The sequence below is a fragment of the Lentzea sp. NPDC042327 genome, assembly GCF_040647275.1.
Taxonomy (GTDB): Bacteria; Actinomycetota; Actinomycetes; order Mycobacteriales; family Pseudonocardiaceae; genus Lentzea.
Genome location: NZ_JBEZBX010000014.1, coordinates 132,020 through 153,534, shown reverse-complemented (window position 1 = coordinate 153,534; position 21,515 = coordinate 132,020). Strand labels below are relative to the sequence as shown.

Genomic DNA, 21,515 nt, shown 5'->3' with positions numbered 1-21,515 from the left:
CCGCATTGGGGGTTGGTCCCCTAATCCCCCGCTGAACGCTGTCGCGGCTCTCGCACGCCCGTTACGACAGAGAACCCGTTGCGCTGCTCCACTCGGCCGGACCGGTGTCCGTCCCGTGTGGACCGCCGAACACGACGGGAAGCTCACGGACGCTGACCATGATGTCGTTGTGCGTCACGGCCGGCGGCCCGTCGCCGGCGAACCGGGCGCGCGGGAACCGTGCGGTGAGCTGCCGCAGCACGGTCTCGGTCTCCAGCCGCGCCAGCCCCGACCCCAGGCAGAAGTGCGGACCGTGACCGAACGACGCGTGCCCCGTCGCCGCCCGGTCGACCCGGTACCGCGCGGCGTCCTCGTGCGCGACCGGGCAGCGTCCGGCTGCGCCGAGGTTGATGAGCAGCAGCGTGCCCTCCGGCACCACCACACCGCCGATCTCGACCGGCTCGGTGGTGATCCGGTGCGTGGCGCTGCGGACCGGTGAGTTCTGCCGCAGCGTCTCCTCGACGAGAACCGGCGCCAACTCGGGTTCGGCCGCGACCCGTTCCCACAGGCCGTGGTCGACCGCGTCGTGGATGACGTTGGTGATGAGACCCGCCGTCGTCTCGTGGCCCGCTACTACGAGGAGGAACGCCATCGCCATGAGCTCGTCGTGGGTCAACCGGTCGCCGTCGTCGTCGGCTGCCACCAACGCACCGAACAGCGAGCTTTCGTCCAGGCCGCCGCCGCTCAGCAGAGCGTGGAAGTAACCGCCCAGCGCGTCGCTGGCCGGCTGCGACACCTCCGGCTCCATCGACATCATCGTCTCGATCAACGTCCGCACGCGCGCACGGTCGCCCTCGGGCACACCGAGCACCTCGCCGATGATGTGCAACGGCACCGGCACGGCGACCGCAGCGACGACGTCGACCTCCTCCCCCACCGGCAGCGCGCCGACGAGCTCCGCGGTGACCTGCTCCACGCGCGGGGCGAGCCGCTGCACCGCCGGCCAGGTGAACGCCTTGGCCGCGAGCCCGCGCAACCGGGCGTGCTTCGGGTTGTCGCTGTTGAGCATGCTCGGCCCGAACAGCCCCGCGAACTCGGTCTGGGTGCTGCCGAGCGCGGCGAGTTGGCGTTTCATCTCCCGCTGCAAGGCGTCGCTGTCCTTCGACAGCCGCCGGTCGGTCAGCAGCCTGCGGGTGAGCTCCAGCCCGACGGTGACGACCTGCAGGCGCACGCCGTTCGGCAGCGTCACCGGGTGCACGGGCCCGGACGCGCGCGCTTCGTCCTCGATGCGGTGGTGCTCACGAGCCCGCAGCTCGCCGCCGGTCAACAGGTTCGTCATGGCCTCTCCGTCTTCCCCGGACCCGCGGTCACCGCAGTGCGTCGAACACGCCGATCGTCTCCACCGCGGGCAGCCGCGGCGGCGAGGCGGCGATCGCCCTGCGCCCCAGCACCCAGTCGGGCAGGTGGTGCCGCAACGCCACCCGCCCCTCCGGCGTGATGTCGACCGGCGCGGCCATGCCGTGGTCGATCGCGCGGTCGGGCTTCACCCAGCTGATCCAGCCGCGCAGCCGCAGGACCTCCAGCGCCTCGGCGTCCCACTGCTTCGCGGGCCGGTGCTCCAGGTACCAGCTGGTAGCGCCGCGGTGCACCCCGCCCTGCTCGACCAGCGCGAGCAGCTTCACCTGCTCCTGCGTGACGGTGCCGAGGTCGGGCCGCGGCGTCTTGCCCCTGCGCTTCACGAGTCGTCGTCCTTCGGAGGTGGTGGGCCCAAACGTCCCCGACAGGCCGTAAAAGTACGGCACCGACCTGGCCGGTTCCAGATGCCATCACGATCGAAGTTGCGCCACCGGCAGAAGAACGGGGCGAGGTGCGTCAACGCACCTCGCCCCGTGTGAAATGGGCGCGACAGGGTTCGAACCTGCGACCGCTCGGGTGTAAACCGAGTGCTCTTCCGCTGAGCTACACGCCCGTGCCGCCCGCCGCCACCACGGCGCCGGACAGGTACATCATGCCTTCAAGGAGGCTACGGCCTTCTTCCAGCCTTCCTGATCGCGGGCCTCACCGGGGCCGTTGACCTCGGCGAAGCGCACCACACCCCCGGTGTCGACCAGGAACGTGCCCCGCAGCGCCATGCCGACCGCGTCGTTGAACACGCCGTAGGCCTGCGCGACGGCGCCGTGCGGCCAGAAGTCCGACAGCAGCGGGAAGGAGTATCCCTCCTGCGTCGCCCAGGCCTTCAGGGCGAACACGCTGTCGACCGACACGCCGAGCACCTGGACGTTCTCGTCCTCGTAGGCCGCGATCTCGTCGCGCACCTGGCACAGCTCGCCGTGGCAGGTGCCGCTGAAGGCGAACGGGTAGAAGACCAGGAGCACGTTCTTCGAGCCGCGGAACGACGACAGCGTCACCGGCTGCTTGTTGTAGTCGTTGAGCGTGAAGTCCGGGGCTTGTGAACCGACCTCGACCGCCATGAAGGAAGACCTCTCCGGTTGACACACGACTGAACCACGGACGGGTGACAACCGCCCGTGGGTCACAGCCTATGCGGGCCGTGCTCGAGTCAGCGCTTGGCCTTGGCGGACTTCGGCCACACCAGCCTCGTGCCGGCCCAGTCGTCGGCCACGCTGATGTTCGAGGTCTGCGAGAGGCCCGCAGTCCCGGAGGCGTCGGCGATGTCACTCGGCTCGACGTGGCCGGTACGGCCCGTCTTCGGGGTCAGCACCCAGATGATGCCGTCCTCTGCCAGGAGGTTGGTGGCTTCGAGCAAGGAGTCCACCAGGTCGCCATCGTCCTCCCGGAACCAGAGCAAGACGACGTTCACCGTCTCGTCGGCCTCCTCGTCGAGGATGTCGGCCCCGATCTGCTCTTCGACCGCTGCGCGGAGGGCGTCGTCGACGTCCTCGTCCCAGCCGATCTCCTGGACGACCATGCCCGATTCGATCCCGAGCTTCTCGGCGACGCCGATCTTGCCGGCGTCTTCCGCGGCGACCACGGTTTTCACTCCTCCAACTACGCAAGGGCGACAGCCCGTGAAGACTGTCGCCGGATGGTCCACTACACGGGACAGCGAACACTGTCGGCTACCCCCGGCGCAACTGTTGACCACGTGACACGCCGTGTGGGGGACCCCTGTGAAGGTGCTTAGACTGGCACCAGGCATGCTCTACATACCTCTTATCGCGCGCGCGTGAGCGACACGATCCAGAACTACCGATCAGTAGCGGTGACGAAGTCGTCGCGCAAGGACAACGATAGGAGCGCGTGGCACGGTTTTCCGGGCCAGCGCGTGTACCGCCAACGAAGCCGAGGAGACACCTTGAGCCCGCAGAACACAGGCCCCGAGCGGGTACGTGTCATTCGCGACGGCCTGGCAGCGCACCTGCCGGACATCGACCCCGAAGAGACGGCCGAGTGGCTCGAGTCGTTCGACGAGGTCCTCAAGGGTGGCGGACAGCAGCGCGCTCGGTACCTGATGCTGCGGCTGCTGGAGCGCGCGGGCGAGAACCAGGTCGGCATGCCCTCGCTGATCAGCACCGACTACGTCAACACCATCCCCACCGAGCGGGAGCCGTGGTTCCCCGGTGACGAGGAGGTGGAGCGCCGTTACCGCGCGTGGATCCGCTGGAACGCCGCGATGACCGTGCACCGCGCGCAGCGACCCGGCGTGGGTGTCGGTGGCCACATCTCGACGTACGCGTCCAGCGCGTCGCTCTACGAGGTCGGCTTCAACCACTTCTTCCGCGGCAAGAACCACCCCGGTGGCGGCGACCAGATCTTCATCCAGGGTCACGCCTCCCCCGGTGTCTACGCCCGCGCGTACCTGGAGGGGCGCCTGTCCGAGCACCAGCTCGACGGCTTCCGCCAGGAGTACTCGCACGCCGGTCCCGGTGGCGGCCTGCCGTCGTACCCGCACCCGCGGCTGATGCCGGACTTCTGGGAGTTCCCCACGGTCTCGATGGGCATCGGCCCGATGAACGCGATCTACCAGGCGCGGTTCAACCGCTACCTGCACGACCGCGGCTTCAAGGACACCTCCGACCAGCACGTGTGGGCGTTCCTCGGCGACGGTGAGATGGACGAGCCGGAGTCGCGCGGCCTGCTGCAGCTGGCGGCGAACGAGCAGCTCGACAACCTGACGTTCGTGGTCAACTGCAACCTGCAGCGCCTCGACGGCCCGGTGCGCGGCAACGGCAAGATCATCCAGGAGCTGGAGTCGTTCTTCCGCGGTGCCGGTTGGAACGTCATCAAGGTCGTGTGGGGCCGCGAGTGGGACGCGCTGCTGCACGCGGACCGCGACGGCGCGCTCGTGAACCTGATGAACAACACGCCCGACGGTGACTACCAGACCTACAAGGCGAACGACGGCGCGTACGTCAAGGAGCACTTCTTCGGCCGCGACCCGCGCACGAAGGCCCTCGTCGACGCCATGAGCGACGACGAGGTGTGGAACCTCAAGCGCGGCGGCCACGACTACCGCAAGGTCTACGCGGCGTACAAGGCGGCGACCGAGACCGTCGGTCAGCCGACCGTGATCCTCGCCAAGACCATCAAGGGCTACTCGCTCGGCCCGCACTTCGCGGCCCGCAACGCGACGCACCAGATGAAGAAGATGACCCTGCAGGACCTGAAGGGCTTCCGCGACAGCCTGCGCATCCCGATCACGGACGAGCAGCTCGAGGCCGACCCGTACCTGCCGCCGTACTACCACCCCGGGCAGGACTCGCCGGAGATCCAGTACATGCAGGAGCGCCGCCGTCAGCTGGGCGGGTTCGTGCCGGAGCGCCGCACGAAGTCCAAGGCGCTGGTGCTGCCGGGCGACAAGGTCTACGAGGGCGTGCGCCGCGGTTCCGGCAAGCAGGAGGTCGCCACGACGATGGCGTTCGTCCGGCTCGTCCGCGACCTCGCGAAGGACCCGGAGATCGGCCCGCGCATCGTGCCGATCATCCCGGACGAGGCACGAACGTTCGGCATGGACTCCATGTTCCCGACGCAGAAGATCTACAACCCGAACGGCCAGGCGTACACCTCGGTGGACGCCAACCTGATGCTCGCCTACAAGGAGTCCGAGCAGGGCCAGATCCTGCACGAGGGCATCAACGAGGCGGGTTCCACGGCGTCGTTCACGGCGGTCGGCACGTCCTACGCCACGCAGGGCGAGCCGATGATCCCGATCTACATCTTCTACTCGATGTTCGGCTTCCAGCGCACCGGTGACGGTCTGTGGGCGGCGGCGGACCAGATGGCGCGCGGTTTCGTGCTCGGTGCCACCGCTGGCCGCACGACGCTGACCGGTGAGGGCCTGCAGCACGCCGACGGCCACTCGCTGCTGCTGGCGCACACGAACCCGGCCGTGATCGCGTACGACCCGGCGTGGTCGTTCGAGGTGGCGCACATCGTCAAGGACGGTCTGCGCAGGATGTACGGCGAGAACGCCGAGAACATCTTCTACTACATGACGGTCTACAACGAGCCGTACGTGCAGCCGGCCGAGCCGGAGGGCCTGGACGTGGAGGGCCTGCTGCGGGGCCTGTACAAGTACCAGGACGGCCCGGCGACGCCCGGTCCGCGCGCGCAGATCCTCGGCTCCGGTGTGGGCCTGCCGTGGGCGCTCAAGGCCCAGCAGATGCTGTCCGACGACTGGGGCGTCTCCGCGGACGTGTGGTCCGCCACGTCGTACTCGGAGCTGCGCCGCGAGGCCGTGGAGACCGACCGCCACAACCTGCTGCACGTGGACGCCGAGCCGCGCGTGCCGTACGTGACGCAGGTGCTGAAGGACGTGCAGGGCCCGGTCATCGCGGTGTCCGACTGGGCGTCGGCGATCCCTGACCTGATCCGCCCGTACGTGCCGACCGACATGACGACGCTGGGCACGGACGGCTTCGGCTTCTCCGACACCCGCCCGGCCGCCCGCCGCCACTTCCTGGTGGACGCGGAGTCGGTCGTCGTCGCGACGCTGGCCGCGCTGGCCAAGCGCGGTGAGGTGGAGCAGTCGAAGGTCGTCGAGGCGGCGCGCAAGTACAAGATCGACGACGTGCAGGCGGCGGGGCCGTCCACGTCGGACGCGGGTCTCGCGTAGGTCTTCGTCCTCCGGAGGGCCGTTCCACTTCGCGTGGAACGGCCCTCCGGCCGTTTCAGCGCGACTGTGGCGACCGGAGCCGTCCTCGCCCACACGATCACCGCGAACGGGTGTGGCTGGAGATCCACGGGCCGCTCAGCGCCCCCCGCCCCCATCGACGGCGTACTCGGTGAACCGGCCCGCGACCGTGAACCCGAGTCGGCGGTAGACCGGCTCGCCTTCCTCCGACGCCTGCAAGACGGCGATGCGGTACCCCTCGGCGCGTGCGGTGTGCAAGGCGGCCAACGTGATCGCGCCGCCATAGCCGCGGCGGCGGTCCGTGGCGAGGGTGGCGATGTTGTAGACGCCGGCGACGCCCGCGTGCAGGAACACCTCCGCGGTGCAGACCGCCCGGCCGCCGACGTAGCCGACCAGGTAGCGGGCCTGACTGCGCAACGCGTGCGCGGCGGTGGCGGCGTAGAACTCGCGGACCGTGGCGGCGGGCGGGGTCCAGTTGGCGGCCAGGACGGTGGCGTAGTCGGCGAGCTCGGCCTCGGTGGTGACGCGGCGGAGGTCGAGGCCGTCGGCGTGGGGGTCGGGGAGGTCGTCCGGCAGTTCCGCCCACATCGCCGCCTCGGTCTCGGCCGCGGTCAGACCGGCCTGGGTGAGCAGGGTGGCGAGATCGGGTGGCGTGGTGGCGGGGCCGACCCACCAGGAGAACGGGCGGCCGGTCGCCTTCAGCGCCGCCACCGTCTCCGCGACGCGGGTGGCGGCGGTGGCCGGGGTGAAGCGGGCGGTGGCGACGATGTTGAACGTGTCGTCGGTCAGGCCGCTGTCGGCGACGAGGAGGTCGCCGGTCCGCGTCACGGTCGCGCCCGGCAGGTGGCGGTGGAGATGGCAGGCGTGCTCGGCGAGGTTCTGCTCCGCGCTCGCCGTCAGGTCGGTGGTGAGCTCGCGCAACGGCCCGCCGTCGCCGTCGTGCCGCACCAAGACGAAGCTCGCTGATATATCGGATACCGCGGTGAGCTCGACGAGCTCGTCACGGACCGGGAGCAGGCGGTCGACGAGGAGTTGGACCTGCTCGTCGAGGCGTTCGGGGCCTCGGTGGACGAGCTTCCACACGTGGCGCCGCGGGAGGTCGTGCTCGGGTTGTTCGCTGTCGCGGACGAGCACCTCATCCGGTTCCAGGCCCAGCCGCCGGGTGATCTCGGCGGCGGGCACGGTGTCGCTCGTGAGGGCGAAGTAGCTGTACTGCTCGACTCGCACGACGGGCATCCGACCACGACGCAGCAGTAGCTCGCGACCGATATATCAGTTCACCGGCACGTCCCTGTTGCAAAAGACGTTTGCGGACGTCCGCAAACGTCTTTTGCAACAGGGTGAGTAAACGCTGGTCAGCGAGCTACTGGCACTGGGCGACGGGCTGGGCGGCGAACAGGGGCTGGTCGGCGCGGGCGTCGAGGAGCAACGGGATGAGCGCGCGGGCCTCCTGCTTCAGCGGCACGATGCGGTCGCCGCCGCGCAGGTACTGCGACTTGATGCCGTGCAGTTCAAGCTCGTCGCGGTGCTCCGAGTACTGGGCGCCGGTCACGACGTAGCCGCACGGCGGGGTGGCCAGCACGTCCGAGGGGCCCGGGGCCTGGTTGTCGGCGCCGCCGAAGTACACCGGCCCGGACCGCACGGCACGGGAGGCGGCGTTGGCGGACTCGATGGCCGAGCGGTTCTCGCGGACGAACGACCGGGTGCCGTCGAGGGCCTTCAGGTGCGAGTCGACGCGGAACGCCGGGGTGCCGTCGGCGTTCGTCTCGACGAGCAGGCCCATGCCGTGCTTGAGGCCGCCGGTGTTGCGCAGGATGCGTTCCTGGCCGTCGCCCGCGACCTGGCGGATCGGCTCACCGGTCACCGGGTCGACGTAGATGCCGTAGACACCGGAGGTGCGGCCGGCGGCCTCGACCGACGGGCGGACGTACGAGCGGGACAGCGTCTCGGACAGGTCGTGCACGCCGGGGGCGACGTTGAGGTTGCGCGGCCACAGCCAGAGGACGTCCTTCACGTAGTACGGCGCGGTCGGGCCGAACTCGTGCAGGTCGTGGATGACGTCGGGCTGGAAGTCGCGGATCACGGCGGCCATCGCGCGGGCCTCGGCGGTGCGCAGCAGCAGGTGGTCGCGGTTGACGTCGATGCCGGAGGAGTTGCCCCGCGTGTCGAGGGCGCGGCCGTCGGGGTTGGCGTTCGGGACGAACAGGTAGGTCACCGGGCCGGTGCGCGGCAGGGAGCGCATGCGGATGAGGCACGCCTCGCGGCCCGCCGGCTCGTCGCCGTGCTGGGAGCAGATGAACAGCACCACGGTGCGGGCCGAGGCGGGGCCGACCCGCACGAGCTGCACGGGACGGCCCTGCAGGGTGGTGCCGATCCGGGTGAGCGGCAGGCCCAGCGAGCGCAGGTAGGCCTGTTCCTCGGACTCGGTGGTCCACCTGCCGGTGAGCTCGAACCCGGTGCGCGGCTCAGGAGCCGCCGCGGCGGTGGCCGGGACGGTGACCAGCAACGACAGTGCGGCGAGTAACGCGATCAGTCCCCTCATAGGGGAGACTTTGCCGCCTGTGTCAACCGGCGGGCGGTGCGGTTCCAGTCGATGAAACCGTGGACCACCAGGCCCGCGAAGATCACGTAGACGAACGCGCTGAAGTACAGGCCCGACTGGATCTGCAGCGGCACGCCGACCGCGTCGACCACCAGCCACACCAGCCAGAACTCCACCAGCCCCAGGCCCTGCAGCGCGAACGCGAGCACGGTGCCGACGAAGATCGCGGCGTCCGGCCACGGCGCCCACGAGGCGTCCAGCGCGTCCAGGAGCAGCGCGAATGCGACCGTGCCCACGACGAAGACGCCGGCGACGACACCGCGTTCGAGCCAGGAGCCCTTGCGCACCACGACGCCGAACACCGGGTCACGCCGGCGCACCCACGCGTACCAGCCGTAGAGCGCGATCAGCCCGACGACGACCTGCCGCGTGGCCAGCCCGCCCAGGTGCGAGGACAGGTAGACCGTGAACAGCAGCGCCACCGAGACGAGCTGAACCGGCCAGGTCAGGAGTGAACGGCGCTGCGCCAGGAAGACGACGGCGAGTGCCAGCACCTGCCCGACCAGCTCGGTGTACGCGATCTTCTGCCCGAAGATCGTCAGTCCCATCTCGTACCACACGGCTTGTTCCCCCGTGGTTCAGTCGCCGTATACCGGTGTTTCCTACCTTGCCACCATGTCATCCTCCTTAGCACTGGCGCTCGTGCCTTTGTTCCTCACTCCGGCCGCGACGCCGGTCATCACACCGATGGTGGTCACCCGGACGTTCGAGGAACCCGCCGACGCGGACGACCCGGCCATCTGGGTGAACCCGCGCGACCCGGAACGCAGTGTGGTGCTGGGCACGCTCAAGGAAGGCGGCCTGGCGGCGTTCGACCTGAACGGCCGCACGATCGGCGTGAGCCCGGCACCGCTGCCGCCGTCACCGGGGGCCAAGCCCGGCCGGTACAACAACGTCGACGTGCTCGGGAACCTCGCGTTCGTGAGCGACCGGGGGCGCGACCGCATCCGGGTGTTCCAAGTGGACGAACGCGGTGCGAGGGACGTCACGGACCCGGCGACCAGGCCGGTGTTCGCGAAGACCGAGGCCGAGGTCGAGGAGCAGCACACCGCCTACGGCCTCGCGGCGGGCCGGGTGCACGGCACGGACGTCGTCGTCACCAGCCGCCGCAACGAGACGAGCATCGCGCTGCTGCACGTCGTCAAGGGCGCGCGGTACGACACCCGCAAGGTGTCCACCCTGGAGCTGCCGGACACCTTCACCCTGCCCGACGGCACGCGCTGGACGGTCTGCGGCGAGCCCGGTGAGGGCCCGCAGGTCGAGGGCATGGTCGTCGACGAGGCCACCGGCACCCTCTACGCAGCCCAGGAGGACGTCGGGATCTGGCGCATCCCGTTGCGCGCCAACGGTTTCGGCACGCCGCAGCTCGTCGACAGGGTCCGCGCGTTCGGCGCGCCGCAGAAGTACGACCCGGTGACCGAGGAGTGCGTGGCCGACGGCCCGGACCCCGGCTTCGGTGGCAGGTGGCTCGAAGCCGACGCCGAGGGACTCGCGATCGCCGGTGACGTGCTGCTCGCCTCCAGCCAGGGCGACTCCCGGTTCGTCGTGTACCGCAAAGCCGACATGAAGCCGCTCAAGGACTTCCGGGTCGAGGACGTCGAGCACTCCGACGGCGCCGACGTCGTGCTCGGCAAGCTGAACCTGCTCGTCGTCCACGACGGGGAACGCGAGAACGGCACCGGATTCGCCTTCGTCCGGCATAACCTGTCCCGATGGGGACTTTGAGCCAGGACGCGCTCAACAGGGCACTGATCGAACGCCAGCTGCTGCGCGAGCGCGCCGAGACGAGCGCGCTCGCCACGATCGAGCACCTCTTCGGCGTCCAGGCGCAGGAACCGAAGTCGCCCTACGTCGGCCTGTGGAGCAGGGTCGAGGATTTCCGGCCCGCCGAGCTCGAAGACCTGCTCACCGGTCGCCAGGCCGTCCGCATGCTGCTCATGCGCGGCACGATCCACCTGGTCAGCGCACGGGACGCGCTCGGACTGCGCCCGCTCACCCAGCTCAAGCTCGACCGCGAGCTGCAGAGCGGCCCGTTCGCGAAACGGCTGCGGGGCCTCGACTTCGACGAGATCGCCGAGGCCGGCCGTAAGATCCTCGACGACACCGCCATGGGCACCGCCGACGCCGGCAAGCTGCTGCAGGCGCGCTGGCCCGACCGCGAGCACACCGTCCTGGGCAACGTCCTGCGCAACAAGCTCGCCCTCGTCCAGGTCCCGCCCCGCGGCCTCTGGCACACCAGCGGGAGGGCGGTCTGCACGACCGTCGAGAACTGGCTCGGGCAGCCGCAGCGAGCCGTGCCGCGCACCGAGCTGGTCCTGCGCTACCTGCGGGCGTTCGGTCCGGCGACCGTCATGGACGCCCAGCAGTGGTCGGGAACCACCCGGCTCGGCGAGGTCTTCGAACAGCTGCGGCCACAGCTCGTGACGTTCCGCACCGAAGCGGGCAAGGAGCTCTTCGACCTGCCCGACGCCCCACGCCCCGGCGCGGACACCGAGCTGCCGGTGCGGTTCCTGCCCGAGTTCGACAACATCCTGCTCGCCCACGCCGACCGCCGCAGGGTCATCGCCGACGACCGGCTCGGCGTCGTCATCGGCGGCAAGCCCACAGTCCTCGTCGACGGCTACGTCGTCGCCACCTGGTCGATCGGCAAGGACCGCGGCGTCACCGTCGACTACCTCGACCGGGTGCCGAAGAGCCGGCAGAAGGCGGTCGACCAGGAGGCCGACCGCCTTCGCGACTGGCTGTGCTGACCCCCTTGACGAGGGCATCTGCAAGTACCACCAACACATGATCAAATCGCCGCCGACTACCACCAACCTGTTCGTCGTCTAACGAACCAGCCCTGTGTCCACGGGTGGCCGGCGGCGCTGTTGGCAGTAGAAAAGTGCTGGTTGATGTTGAGTTGGTGGTACTTGCAGATGCCGGGAGAGGCAGGGGTGAGCTGGTCAGGCGGCGGCCACGTCCACGTGTGCGCCGTCACCGACGACCAGCCGGTGGCGGCCCGCCGAACCGACCCGTGCGCGGCGCCCGATCAGCGACGTCTCGATGCCGGACACGTTGTGCACCGACGCCTCGCTGAGCACGATCGAGTCGGCCACGCCGGACTCGGTGATCCGGCAGTCCGCGCCGATCGACACGTACGGGCCGATGATCGACTCCTCGACCAGCGTGCCGGGACCGATGATCGCGGGCCCGACGATGCACGACCGCACCACGCGCGCACCCTCCTCGACCACGACGTCACCGATGAGCCGCGACTCGTCGTCGACGATGCCCTGGACGTCGCCGCGCAGCCCCATCAGCAGCTCGCGGTTGCACTCCAGCACGTCCTCGACCTTGCCGGTGTCCTTCCAGAACCCGGAGTAGATCCGCGCCCGCACGTCGCGCTCGTGCGTGACGAGCCACTGCAGGGCGTCGGTGATCTCGAACTGGCCGCGCCACGACGGCTCGATCGAGTCGATCGCGACGTGGATCGCGGGCGTGAAGAAGTAGACGCCGATCATCGCGAGGTCGCTGCGCGGCTCCCGCGGGTGCTCGATCAGCCGCGTCACGCGCGAGTTCTCGTCGACCTCCGCCACGCCGTACAGGCGCGGGTCCTCCACCTTGTCCACGAGCACCTGGGCGGACGGCCGCAGCCGCGCGAACTCGTCGGCGATCTGCCCGATGCCGTCGGTGAGGACGTAGTCCCCCAGGTACAGCACGAAGTCGTCGTCGCCGAGGAACGGCCGGGCGATCTTCACGCAGTGCGCGACGCCCAGCGCGAAGTCCTGGTCGAGGTAGGTGAGCGAGACCCCCAGCACGGCGCCGTCGCCGAACATCTCGATGATCTCGCTGCCGTTCTCGCCGACGACGACACCGATCTCGGTGATGCCGATGTCGCGCAGGTTCTCCAGCACGTACTCCAGCACCGGTTTGTTCGCGATGGGCACCAGTTGCCTCGGCAGCGGGTACCCGGCCGGGCGCATCCGCGTCCCCGCACCTCCGGACAGCACAAGAGCTTTCATGGGTCCTCCACCGCGGCAGCGGGTAGTTCGGGTGGGGACGAGCGTCGGGCCGCGCGCTGGACGACAGCTGGAGAACGGTCAGAACACGAGGAAGGGGCCCCGCGCGTGATGTTTGCGCGAGGCCCCTTTCCAGCAGGTGGGAACTACCGGTCGGACATCGGCGTGCCCGACGGCGGGGTGGGGGCGTCACCCATCCGGCCGCTGACGTTCGCCGGCACCTCCTGCGACGCGCGCGGCATCGGCGACCGGGTCTGCGCCTCCTCCTGCACGCGGTTCAGCCAGCCCTCCCAGCGCGCCTGCATCGGGCGGACCAGACCGCCGCCGACACCGATGATGACCACACCGGCCACGGTGGCGAGCACGGCGACGAGCACCGGCATGGTCACCGAGACGGCGATGCCGAGCTGGTTGAGCGCGGCGATGACGCCCAGCGCGATCACGAAGCCGTAGGTGATGTTGCCCAGCAGCCGGGTGTACGAGCGCTGGCCCAGCGCACCGGTGACGAGGCCGCGCAGGGCGGTGCCGATCGCCGACGCGACGATCACCAGCACCAGCGCGACGACGATGCGCGGCAGGTACGCGATGACCTCGTTCAGCAGCGTGCTGACCGGGTTCGAGGCGCCGAAGACGCCGAACGCCAGCTGCAGCGCGATCAGCAGCACGAAGTAGTACACGATCTTGGCGATCAGGCCGGTCGCGTCCATGGACGACTGCTTCAGCGCACCGGTCAGGCCGGAGCGCTGCACGAGCTTGTCGAAGCCGACGCGCTTCAGCAGGAAGCTCACGCCCTTCGAGAGCGCCTTGGCGATGAACCAGCCGATGACCAGGACGAGCAGGAAGCCGAGCAGCTTCGGCACGAACGTGGCCACCATCGCCCACGCCTGGCCCAGGCCCTCGGTGATTTGCGAGCCCACGGGCCCTCCTAGAACGAAGTTGCGGTGAGTGAAGCTCCGACCAGGTGATCGTTTCGCGGATCAGACCACTCAGCAACAGCGACACTGTGACACGAAAGGGTGGCTGACGTGGATTTTTGTCGTAATACAGTCCAGAGTGGAACTACCGGTGGGGACCGGGGAGAGGGAAGCGCCCGACACGCTCCGTGTCGGGCGCTTCCACATTTCCGGGTCTCCTACGGGAGGGCGCTCAGGCCCCGGCCGTCCAGGTACTGCTGGATGTGCTCGGCCGACAGCACGGGTGCCTCCGCCGTGGTTCCCGACCCGTCCTTCGGCACGTTCGGGCGCGGGTCGCCCAGGCACTCGGAGCTGCTCCCGGGCAGGGCGCCGTCGATCAGGTACCGGTTGACCTTCCGGTCGACACAGGTGTTGCCGCCGTTGTAGAGGCCGTGCTTGCCCTCGTCGAGGACGGTGATCAGGTTGTGCCCGAGCCGCCTCGCCATCGCCGGGCCGCCGGCGTACTGCGTCTGCGTGTCGCCCTCCGCCTGCACGACGATGCCGACCGGGTAGCCCGCACGCGCGAGCCGCACCGGCGGCTCCGGCGGGGTGAACGAGCGGAACGTGCAGGTCATCGGTGCCGCGCGGATGATGCCGTAGCCGTACGGGTAGCGCTCGCGGAACGTGCGCATGTCCTCGTAGTAGGTGTCCAGGTCCGTCGGCCAGTCGGACTCGCAGGTCACCGTGTCGAACACGCCGGAGCGCAGCTCCTGCAGCCCGGTCCTGGCCAGCAGCTGGGCGGCCTGGGCACCCTGGGCGTTCGCGGGCTGGTCGCCCGACCTCAGCTTCGCCACGATGTCCGCCAGGTCGGTCCACAGAGGACGGTAGCGGGACCCGACGCCCATGGCGCCGTCGAACGACGACCGCGTGTGGCCCTCGACCGGCGTGGCGTGCAGCTTGGCGGCGACCGACTCCACCGCGGCCAGCACCTCGGCCGGGGACTTGCCGAGCGCGAACTTCTCGTTGCGCTCCGCCACCCACGCCGCCCACGCCTCGGCGTCGCGCCGATAGGCCACCGCCTGCTGGCGGAACTGCTCGTGCCAGATCCACTCCGGGTGCACGGCGCTGTCGAGGACGCTGCGGTCGAGCCGGTCCGGGAACAGCGTCCCGTACACCGCGCCCAGGTACGTGCCGTAGGAGTAGCCCAGGTAGTTGATCTTCGGCTCGCCGAGCACCGCGCGCACGAGGTCCATGTCCCGCGCGGTGTTCGGGGTGCTGACGAACTGCCTGATCCCGCCGGCGGAGCGCTGGCAGGCCTCCTCGGCCTCGCGCGCCTCGGCCGCCCACTTGCCGAACTCGGAGTCCGCGGGCCGGGACTCGGGCTCGGCGATCGCGGGCGCGGTGCGGCAGTTCAGCGCGGTCGAGCCGCCGACGCCGCGCGGGTCGATGCCGATCAGGTCGTAGACCTGCACGAGGTCGGACTTGGCCAGGAACTGCGGCAGGCCGAGCCCGGACCCGCCAGGTCCACCCGGATTGGTGAACAGGACACCGCGGCGGCGCTCCGGTGCCGTGGCCCTCTTGCGGCTGACCGTCAGGTTGATCCGGTCGCCGCCCGGCTTGGTGTAGTCGAGCGGCGCGACGAGCGTCGCGCACTCCAGCTCGGTCAGCTTTCCCGTGCACGGCGCCCACTTCACCGGTTGGGCGACGAGCTCGGCCAGTGGGTCGGGCGGGTCGGCGGACGCGGCCGTGCCCACGGCCATGACCGCGACGACCCCGAGGGCGAGTGCCGGGTACCTGTGCAAGACGAAACCTCCGCGCCGGACGAACTGAAGACCATCTGGTGCCCGAAGGTATGGCCGCTCAGGCGCCGCCACGGGTTTGTGTCACCTGTTCCGGTGATGTCCGCCGCCACGGCATAGGCTGCGGACATGACCAGCAGCCCGACTTCCGAGAACACGAAGGAGGAGGTGCACCCTCCGGTCCTGTCGCCGCGCACGATGCGCAAGATCGAGCGCGCGTCCGGCAACCTCGCCACCGCGAGCGTCGCCGAGATGGAGCGGCGCCTGCCGTGGTTCGCGCGGATGCCGGCGGACCAGCGGGCGAGCGTGCTGCTGCTGATCCAGAACGGCGTGGCCGGGTTCGTCGAGTGGCTGCACGACCGGCAGCAGGCGATCCGGCTGACCGCGGACGCGTTCCGCAGCGCCCCCAAGGACATCTCCCGCTGGGTGAGCCTGCGCCAGACCGTCGAGCTGGTCCGGATAGCGCTGGAGCTGTTCGAGGAGCAGATGCCGGCGATGGCCGCAGACGAGACCGAGCGCGCGCTGCTGATGGAGGGCGTGCTGCGGTACGGCCGGGAGATCGCGTTCTCCGCCGCCACCTCGTACGCGACGGCGGCCGAGGCGCGCGGTGCGTGGGACGCCCGGCTGGAGGCACTGGTCGTGGACGGCATCGTGCGCGGTGATCCGGAGGAGTCGCTGCTGTCGCGGGCCGCCGCGCTGGGCTGGGACCCGGCGGCAGAGGCGACCGTGCTGGTCGGCAACCCCGGCGGGGAGGACCCGCCGACGATCGTCTACTCGGTGCGCAGCAAGGCGGCGCGGGCGAGCCGGCCGGTGCTGCTCAGCGTGCAGGGCTCGCGGCTGGTGGTCGTGCTCGGCGGGCCGACCGACACCGGTGAGGACGTGCTGGGCCGCATCGCCGAGGGCTTCGGCGAGGGCCCGGTGGTGGCGGGACCGACCGTGTCGTCGCTGTCCGAGGCGCACCGCAGCGCCAGCGACGCGCTGAGCGGGTTGCGCGCGGTCGTCGGCTGGCCGGCGGCGCCCCGGCCGGTGCGGTCGCTCGACCTGCTGCCCGAACGCGCGCTGGCTGGCGATCCCGAGGCGGAGTGGCAGCTGGTCGACCGGGTGGCGCGGCCGCTGGAGGACGCCGGCGGTGCGCTGCTGGAGACCGTGGACGCGTTCCTGGAGGTCGGCGGCGTGCTGGAGACGTGCGCGAAACGGTTGTTCGTGCACCCGAACACGGTCAGATATCGCCTTCGGCGCGTTCAGGAAATGACGGGAAGAAATGCACATGACGCTCGAGACGCACTTGTGCTTCGCGTCGCTTTGTCTGTAGGGCGACTTGCCCGCTCCCGGGGGCTGTGGTAGCCCGCCTCCTGTGACGGAGTTCGCACACATCCGGTGGAGTGAGGGCCAAACGACCTGGTACCCCGCTGAGCTGCGGTGACGTCACGCCCGGCGCATCGCGAGGACACTTTTGTAGGGTCTCTACAAATACGATCGCCGTACTTCGTCCTTTCCGGCATGGGGCGCCGGCGGGGCGACCGGCTTTAGTAATCGACGTGATCGCACTCCTCGCGCCCGGCCAAGGGTCCCAGACGCCCGGCATGCTCACCCCCTGGCTCGAACTGGAGGGGGCGGAGAAGCAGGTGCGGACGTGGTCGGACCTCACCGGTCTCGACCTGGTGCGGCTCGGCACCACCGCGGAGGCCGAGGAGATCGTCGACACCGCCATCACCCAGCCGCTGGTCGTGGCGCTCGCGCTGCTCGCGTTCGGTGAGCTGCGCCGCCGCCTCGAACTGCCCGCCGACGTCGTCGTCGCGGGCCACTCGGTCGGCGAGCTGGCCGCCGCGTCGATGGCCGGCGTGATCAGCGCCGACGACGCCGTCGCCTTGGCCGCCGTGCGCGGTCGTGCGATGGCCGAGGCGTGCGCGCTGGAGCCGACCGGCATGGCCGCGGTGCTCGGCGGCGACGAGCCGGAGGTCCTCGCCCGCCTGGAGGAGCTCGGTCTCGTGCCCGCCAACCGCAACGGCGCGGGCCAGATCGTCGCCGCCGGTCCGCGGACCGCGCTGGACGAGCTCGCGGAGAACCCGCCGAGCACGTCGAAGGTCCGCAAGCTGGCCGTCGCGGGCGCGTTCCACACCCGGTACATGGCGCCCGCCGAAGAGGCCGTGCGCGCCCGTGCCGCCGAAGTCGTCACGCAGGACCCGTCGCTGCCGCTGCTGTCCAACAAGGACGGCGCCGTCGTCACCGAGGGCGCCGAGGTGCTGCGCCGCCTGGTGTCCCAGGTCACCAGCCCGGTGCGCTGGGACGTCTGCCAGGCCACCCTCGTCGAGAAGGGCGTCACCGGTTCCGTCGAGCTGCCGCCGGCCGGCGCGCTCACGGGTCTGGCCAAGCGTGCGATGAAGGGCACCGCCACCCTCGCCCTGAAGACGCCCGACCAGCTGGAGAAGGTCGCTGAGCTCTTCGTCACCGCGGGAGAGACTCAGTGACGACCTTCGAGGCCCCGCGGGCTGCCGCGGGCAGCCGCATCCTCGGTCTCGGCAGCTACCAGCCGGAGACCGTGGTGAGCAACCACGACCTCGCCCAGCGCATGGACACCTCCGACGAGTGGATCCGCGAGCGCGTCGGCATCGCCAACCGCCGGGTCGCGGCGAAGGACGAGGGCGTCGTCGACATGTCCGTCATCGCGGGCACCAAGGCGATCGAGGACGCGGGCCTGACGCCGGAGGACATCGGCGGCGTGATCGTGGCGACGTGCACCATGCCGTCGACCATCCCGAACGCCGCCGCCCAGGTCGCCACGAGGATCGGCATCCAGGCAGCGGCCGCGTTCGACCTCAACGCCGCGTGCGCGGGCTTCTGCTACGCCGTCGCGACCGCGGCGGACATCGTCCGCGCCGGCACCGTGCGCAACATCCTCGTCATCGGCGCGGAGAAGCTCACCGACTGGACCCACCAGGACGACCGCTCGACCGCGATCATCTTCGCGGACGGCGCAGGTGCCGTCGTGGTCGGCGCCGGTGACGCGAACGAGATCGGCCCCGTCGCCTGGGGCTCGGACGGTTCCATGTCCGAGGTCATCAGGATCGACGACCGCGACTCGTTCATCCACCAGGAGGGCCAGGCGGTCTTCCGGTGGGCGACGACGCAGGTCGCCCCGGTGGCGATCCGCGCAGCCGAACTGGCGGGTGTCGAACTGTCCGACGTGGACGTGTTCGTCCCGCACCAGGCGAACCTCAGGATCATCGAAGCGATCGCCAAGCGCCTGCGCAAGAATGGTGCGCGCGAGGACCTGAAGGTCGCTCGAGACATCGTCGAATCCGGTAACACCTCCTCGGCCTCGATCCCCATGGCACTGGACCACATGCGGTCGGCGGGCGAGATCTCCAGCGGAGACGTGGTGCTGATGGTCGGGTTCGGCGCAGGACTGTCCTACGCGGGACAGGTGGTCCGGTGCCCGTGATTTTCCAGAGTGTGTCAATCGAAAGGGAACTTCAGTGAGCGACAACGTCCTGACCGGTCTTGCCGAGATCGTCGAAGAGGTCGCCGGTGTGGCCGCCGACGACGTCACCGCTGACAAGTCCTTCGTGGACGACCTCGACATCGACTCGCTGTCGATGGTCGAGATCGCCGTCCAGGCCGAGGACAAGTTCGGTGTGAAGATCCCGGACGACGAGCTGGCGAACCTCAAGACCGTTGGTGATGCGGTGGATTACATCACCAAGAACGCATGAGTTCGAACATCGACGTCGTCATCACCGGGCTGGGTGCCACCACCCCGCTCGGTGGTGACGTGACGTCCACCTGGGACGCGTTGCTGGCAGGCAGGTCCGGGGTCAGCCCCATGACCCACGACTGGGTCGAGAAGTACGACCTGCCGGTGAAGATCGCGTCGCAGCTCGTCGTCGACCCCACCGAGGTCCTGCCCCGCGTCGAGGCGCGGCGCCTGGACCGTTCGGAGCAGGTGGCCATCGTCGCCTCGCGCCAGGCGTGGGCCGACGCGGGCCACGACGACGACACCGTCGACCGCGAGCGCCTCGCCGTCATCATCGGCACGGGCATCGGCGGCGCGATCACCCTCCTGACCCAGGACGACCTCCTGGAGCAGCACGGCCTGCGCAAGGTGTCGCCGCTGACCGTCCCGATGCTGATGCCGAACGGCCCGGCCGCGCACGTGGGCCTGGAGCTCAAGGCGCAGGCGGGCGTGCACGCACCGGTCTCGGCCTGCGCGTCCGGGGCGGAAGCCATCGCCTGGGCCTACCGCATGATCAAGGCCGGCGAAGCCGACGTGGTCGTGGCGGGCGGCGCGGAAGCCTGCATCACCGCCATCCCGGTGGCCGGCTTCTCCCAGGCCCGCACCATGAGCACCCGCAACGACGAGCCGGAGAAGGCCTCGCGCCCGTTCGACACGGCCCGCGACGGCTTCGTCCTCGGCGAGGGCGCGGGCGTCATGGTCCTGGAACGGCGCGAGTTCGCCGAGGCCCGCGGCGCCAAGATCTACGGCCGCCTGGCGGGCATCGGCACCTCCGCCGACGGCTACCACATCACCGCCCCCGACCCCGAGGGCGTCGGTCAGTCGCGTGCCATCGCCGCATCCCTGCGGTCCGGCGGCATCGACCCGTCCGACGTCGGTCACGTGAACTGCCACGCCACCTCCACCCCGGTGGGCGACGTGGCGGAGACCGTGGCCGTCCGCAAGGCCATCGGCGACCACCCGGTCCTCACCGCCCCGAAGGGCGCCCTCGGGCACCTGCTGGGCGCGGCGGGCGCGGTGGAGGCGATCATCACCGTCCTGTCGATCCGCGACGGCATCGTTCCCCAGACGCTGAACCTGGAGAACCTGGACCCCGCGGTCACGCTGGACGTGGTGGCCGGTGAGCCCCGCAAGATCAAGCTCGACGCTGCCGTGAACGACTCGTTCGGCTTCGGCGGTCACAACGTGGCACTGGCCTTCACCTCGGTCTAGTTCCCGCTGTGCGCAGCGCCCCGGTCCGCTTCGGCGACCGGGGCGCTGCCGTTTCTCGGCTTAGGCCAGTGGCGGCCGGTGGGTGGGCAAGCGCGAGCCGGTGGCACTCGCGGACGTGTTGCCGGGCCGGCGGGAGCCGTCGGGCGGCCGAGTCAGCGGGAACCCTCGAACGGTGGAGGTCGGCGACGAGCCGCTAGCACCGCTCCATCTGCGGCGTCCGGTTCTCCGGGGCCTCGTCCACCCGCCATTCCCCGCCCTCCCGCACCACCACGTACACGACCCGCCACCGGATGCACCCCTCCGGCAACGCGACGGGGGCCTTGGCGACGTCCTGCGTGGACACGAACGAGATGAGCGCCCGCACCCGCCGCCCGACCACGTCGGACTCGATGCGCTGCACGACCACACCACCGTCGCGGGTGGTCTCGTAGGCGGCCCGCCACGTCTCCTCGACCGCCTGGGACGCGCGGCGGGAGGACACCGCGGCCGACCAGGCCCGGAAGTCGCGGGCGTTGATGGCGTCGAAGTACCGCTGCAGCACCGACTGCACCTGCTGGCGGTCGGGGTGGGTGAACGAGTCCGCGCTGAGCCGCACCTCCGGCGATCCGGGCAGCTGCCCTGCGGAGGAGGCGACGGCGGGTTCTCCCGAGGCCTCCGCGGGGCGCAGGTACACGGCCCTGCCCACCATTCCGGCCGCGACGGCCGCACCGGTGATCACCACGACGGCCGGCACCAGCCAGCGACTCGCTGCGCTCCCCACCAGGGAAGCCTAGACCCCGCGCACCGGGGGTGGTCCCGTGCCGCACGCACCCGGTGCTCCGTTACACCGGAAAGAAAGATTCACTCGAAAAGTTGAGATTGTGTCGTGATCAGCGGTTGCATGTGGCAAGACAATGATTGGCACATAAAAAGCTGATGACCAATCCCATACTCCGAATGAGTTCCTTCGGGGGTAACCCTACCGCCATTCGGCCGTATCAAACGCGCATATGTCGCGATTTTCGGCTTCACCCGGACAGCCCAAGGGACACGGGCCGTGTCCGACCGTTGCCCACCCCTAACTATACGTCGCGAACCGTGTGGAATACCGCAGGTCGGCGCCTCGCAATTAAAAGAACGCGCTGGTGCCGTTTAGCGAGGTGCCCAGCAAGCGAAGCTGACTCATCGATCAGAAACCTCTCAACCGGGTGATCTGGCTCCAA

Annotated in this window: 19 protein-coding genes and 1 tRNA gene; 8 read left to right on the top strand and 12 right to left on the bottom strand. The window is 70.0% G+C overall.

Annotated elements, in window-relative coordinates:
• Positions 1-61: 61 nt before the first annotated feature.
• The 5 genes from AB0A63_RS30755 to AB0A63_RS30735 all read right to left on the bottom strand — a co-directional run bounded on the left by AB0A63_RS30755 (position 62) and on the right by AB0A63_RS30735 (position 2,971).
• The gene (locus AB0A63_RS30755; protein ID WP_360397277.1) at positions 62-1,318 is read right to left on the bottom strand and encodes a cytochrome P450; all 1,257 of its coding nucleotides are present in this window, start codon (positions 1,316-1,318) and stop codon (positions 62-64) included.
• A gap of 28 nt (positions 1,319-1,346) precedes the next feature.
• Positions 1,347-1,718 carry a hypothetical protein gene (locus AB0A63_RS30750; protein ID WP_360397275.1) on the bottom strand — a complete coding sequence of 124 codons (372 nt, stop codon included), beginning with the start codon at positions 1,716-1,718 and terminating at the stop codon, positions 1,347-1,349.
• Positions 1,719-1,876: 158 nt separating this feature from the next.
• Positions 1,877-1,948: transfer RNA gene (locus AB0A63_RS30745), tRNA-Val, on the bottom strand.
• 37 nt (positions 1,949-1,985) lie between these two features.
• Positions 1,986-2,450 (bottom strand): peroxiredoxin, encoded by a 465-nt coding sequence (locus AB0A63_RS30740; RefSeq protein WP_360397273.1) that lies wholly within the window; start codon positions 2,448-2,450, stop codon positions 1,986-1,988.
• An 89-nt stretch (positions 2,451-2,539) separates the two neighbouring features.
• Positions 2,540-2,971, bottom strand: a complete 432-nt coding sequence (locus AB0A63_RS30735) for a DUF3052 domain-containing protein (protein ID WP_360397271.1) — start codon at positions 2,969-2,971, stop codon at positions 2,540-2,542.
• A gap of 324 nt (positions 2,972-3,295) precedes the next feature.
• Here AB0A63_RS30735 and aceE point away from each other — a divergent pair, with 324 nt between their 5' ends.
• Positions 3,296-6,055 carry a pyruvate dehydrogenase (acetyl-transferring), homodimeric type gene (gene aceE, locus AB0A63_RS30730; RefSeq protein ID WP_360397269.1) on the top strand — a complete coding sequence of 920 codons (2,760 nt, stop codon included), beginning with the start codon at positions 3,296-3,298 and terminating at the stop codon, positions 6,053-6,055.
• A 135-nt stretch (positions 6,056-6,190) separates the two neighbouring features.
• On the opposite strand, the gene AB0A63_RS30725 is transcribed toward aceE, so the two are convergent.
• From AB0A63_RS30725 to pnuC, 3 genes are all read right to left on the bottom strand, one after another.
• A complete protein-coding gene (locus tag AB0A63_RS30725; RefSeq protein WP_360397267.1) occupies positions 6,191-7,309 on the bottom strand; it encodes a GNAT family N-acetyltransferase in 1,119 nt (372 codons plus the stop codon).
• A gap of 127 nt (positions 7,310-7,436) precedes the next feature.
• The gene (locus tag AB0A63_RS30720) at positions 7,437-8,615 is read right to left on the bottom strand and encodes a M14 family zinc carboxypeptidase (protein WP_360397265.1); all 1,179 of its coding nucleotides are present in this window, start codon (positions 8,613-8,615) and stop codon (positions 7,437-7,439) included.
• Entirely contained in the window at positions 8,612-9,223 is a 612-nt protein-coding gene (gene pnuC / locus AB0A63_RS30715; RefSeq protein ID WP_360397452.1) for a nicotinamide riboside transporter PnuC, read from the bottom strand. The genes AB0A63_RS30720 and pnuC overlap by 4 nt, the downstream gene beginning before the upstream one ends.
• Before the next feature lie 67 nt (positions 9,224-9,290).
• Here pnuC and AB0A63_RS30710 point away from each other — a divergent pair, with 67 nt between their 5' ends.
• The gene (locus AB0A63_RS30710) at positions 9,291-10,400 is read left to right on the top strand and encodes a phytase (protein WP_360397263.1); all 1,110 of its coding nucleotides are present in this window, start codon (positions 9,291-9,293) and stop codon (positions 10,398-10,400) included.
• A complete protein-coding gene (locus AB0A63_RS30705) occupies positions 10,388-11,425 on the top strand; it encodes a winged helix DNA-binding domain-containing protein (protein ID WP_360397261.1) in 1,038 nt (345 codons plus the stop codon). Before AB0A63_RS30710 ends, AB0A63_RS30705 begins: the two co-directional genes overlap by 13 nt.
• 195 nt (positions 11,426-11,620) lie before the next feature.
• Here AB0A63_RS30705 and AB0A63_RS30700 read toward each other — a convergent pair whose 3' ends face one another.
• The 3 genes from AB0A63_RS30700 to AB0A63_RS30690 all read right to left on the bottom strand — a co-directional run bounded on the left by AB0A63_RS30700 (position 11,621) and on the right by AB0A63_RS30690 (position 15,371).
• Positions 11,621-12,679 carry a glucose-1-phosphate thymidylyltransferase gene (locus AB0A63_RS30700; RefSeq protein WP_360397259.1) on the bottom strand — a complete coding sequence of 353 codons (1,059 nt, stop codon included), beginning with the start codon at positions 12,677-12,679 and terminating at the stop codon, positions 11,621-11,623.
• A gap of 143 nt (positions 12,680-12,822) precedes the next feature.
• Positions 12,823-13,593, bottom strand: a complete 771-nt coding sequence (locus AB0A63_RS30695; RefSeq protein ID WP_360397257.1) for a hypothetical protein — start codon at positions 13,591-13,593, stop codon at positions 12,823-12,825.
• A gap of 215 nt (positions 13,594-13,808) precedes the next feature.
• Complete coding sequence (locus tag AB0A63_RS30690; RefSeq protein WP_360397255.1) at positions 13,809-15,371, bottom strand: alpha/beta hydrolase; 1,563 nt, start codon at positions 15,369-15,371, stop codon at positions 13,809-13,811.
• A gap of 126 nt (positions 15,372-15,497) precedes the next feature.
• Between AB0A63_RS30690 and AB0A63_RS30685 the strand changes: the two genes are divergently transcribed.
• From AB0A63_RS30685 to AB0A63_RS30665, 5 genes are all read left to right on the top strand, one after another.
• Positions 15,498-16,712 carry a helix-turn-helix domain-containing protein gene (locus tag AB0A63_RS30685; RefSeq protein WP_360397253.1) on the top strand — a complete coding sequence of 405 codons (1,215 nt, stop codon included), beginning with the start codon at positions 15,498-15,500 and terminating at the stop codon, positions 16,710-16,712.
• 194 nt (positions 16,713-16,906) lie between these two features.
• Positions 16,907-17,836, top strand: a complete 930-nt coding sequence (locus AB0A63_RS30680) for an ACP S-malonyltransferase (RefSeq protein WP_360397251.1) — start codon at positions 16,907-16,909, stop codon at positions 17,834-17,836.
• On the top strand, positions 17,833-18,810 hold the full coding sequence (locus AB0A63_RS30675) for a beta-ketoacyl-ACP synthase III (protein WP_360397249.1): 978 nt from the start codon (positions 17,833-17,835) through the stop codon (positions 18,808-18,810). The genes AB0A63_RS30680 and AB0A63_RS30675 overlap by 4 nt, the downstream gene beginning before the upstream one ends.
• 34 nt (positions 18,811-18,844) lie before the next feature.
• Entirely contained in the window at positions 18,845-19,081 is a 237-nt protein-coding gene (locus AB0A63_RS30670) for an acyl carrier protein (protein ID WP_360397247.1), read from the top strand.
• The gene (locus tag AB0A63_RS30665) at positions 19,078-20,313 is read left to right on the top strand and encodes a beta-ketoacyl-ACP synthase II (RefSeq protein ID WP_360397245.1); all 1,236 of its coding nucleotides are present in this window, start codon (positions 19,078-19,080) and stop codon (positions 20,311-20,313) included. Before AB0A63_RS30670 ends, AB0A63_RS30665 begins: the two co-directional genes overlap by 4 nt.
• 193 nt (positions 20,314-20,506) lie before the next feature.
• On the opposite strand, the gene AB0A63_RS30660 is transcribed toward AB0A63_RS30665, so the two are convergent.
• Complete coding sequence (locus AB0A63_RS30660) at positions 20,507-21,073, bottom strand: hypothetical protein (RefSeq protein ID WP_360397243.1); 567 nt, start codon at positions 21,071-21,073, stop codon at positions 20,507-20,509.
• Positions 21,074-21,515: the final 442 nt, after the last annotated feature.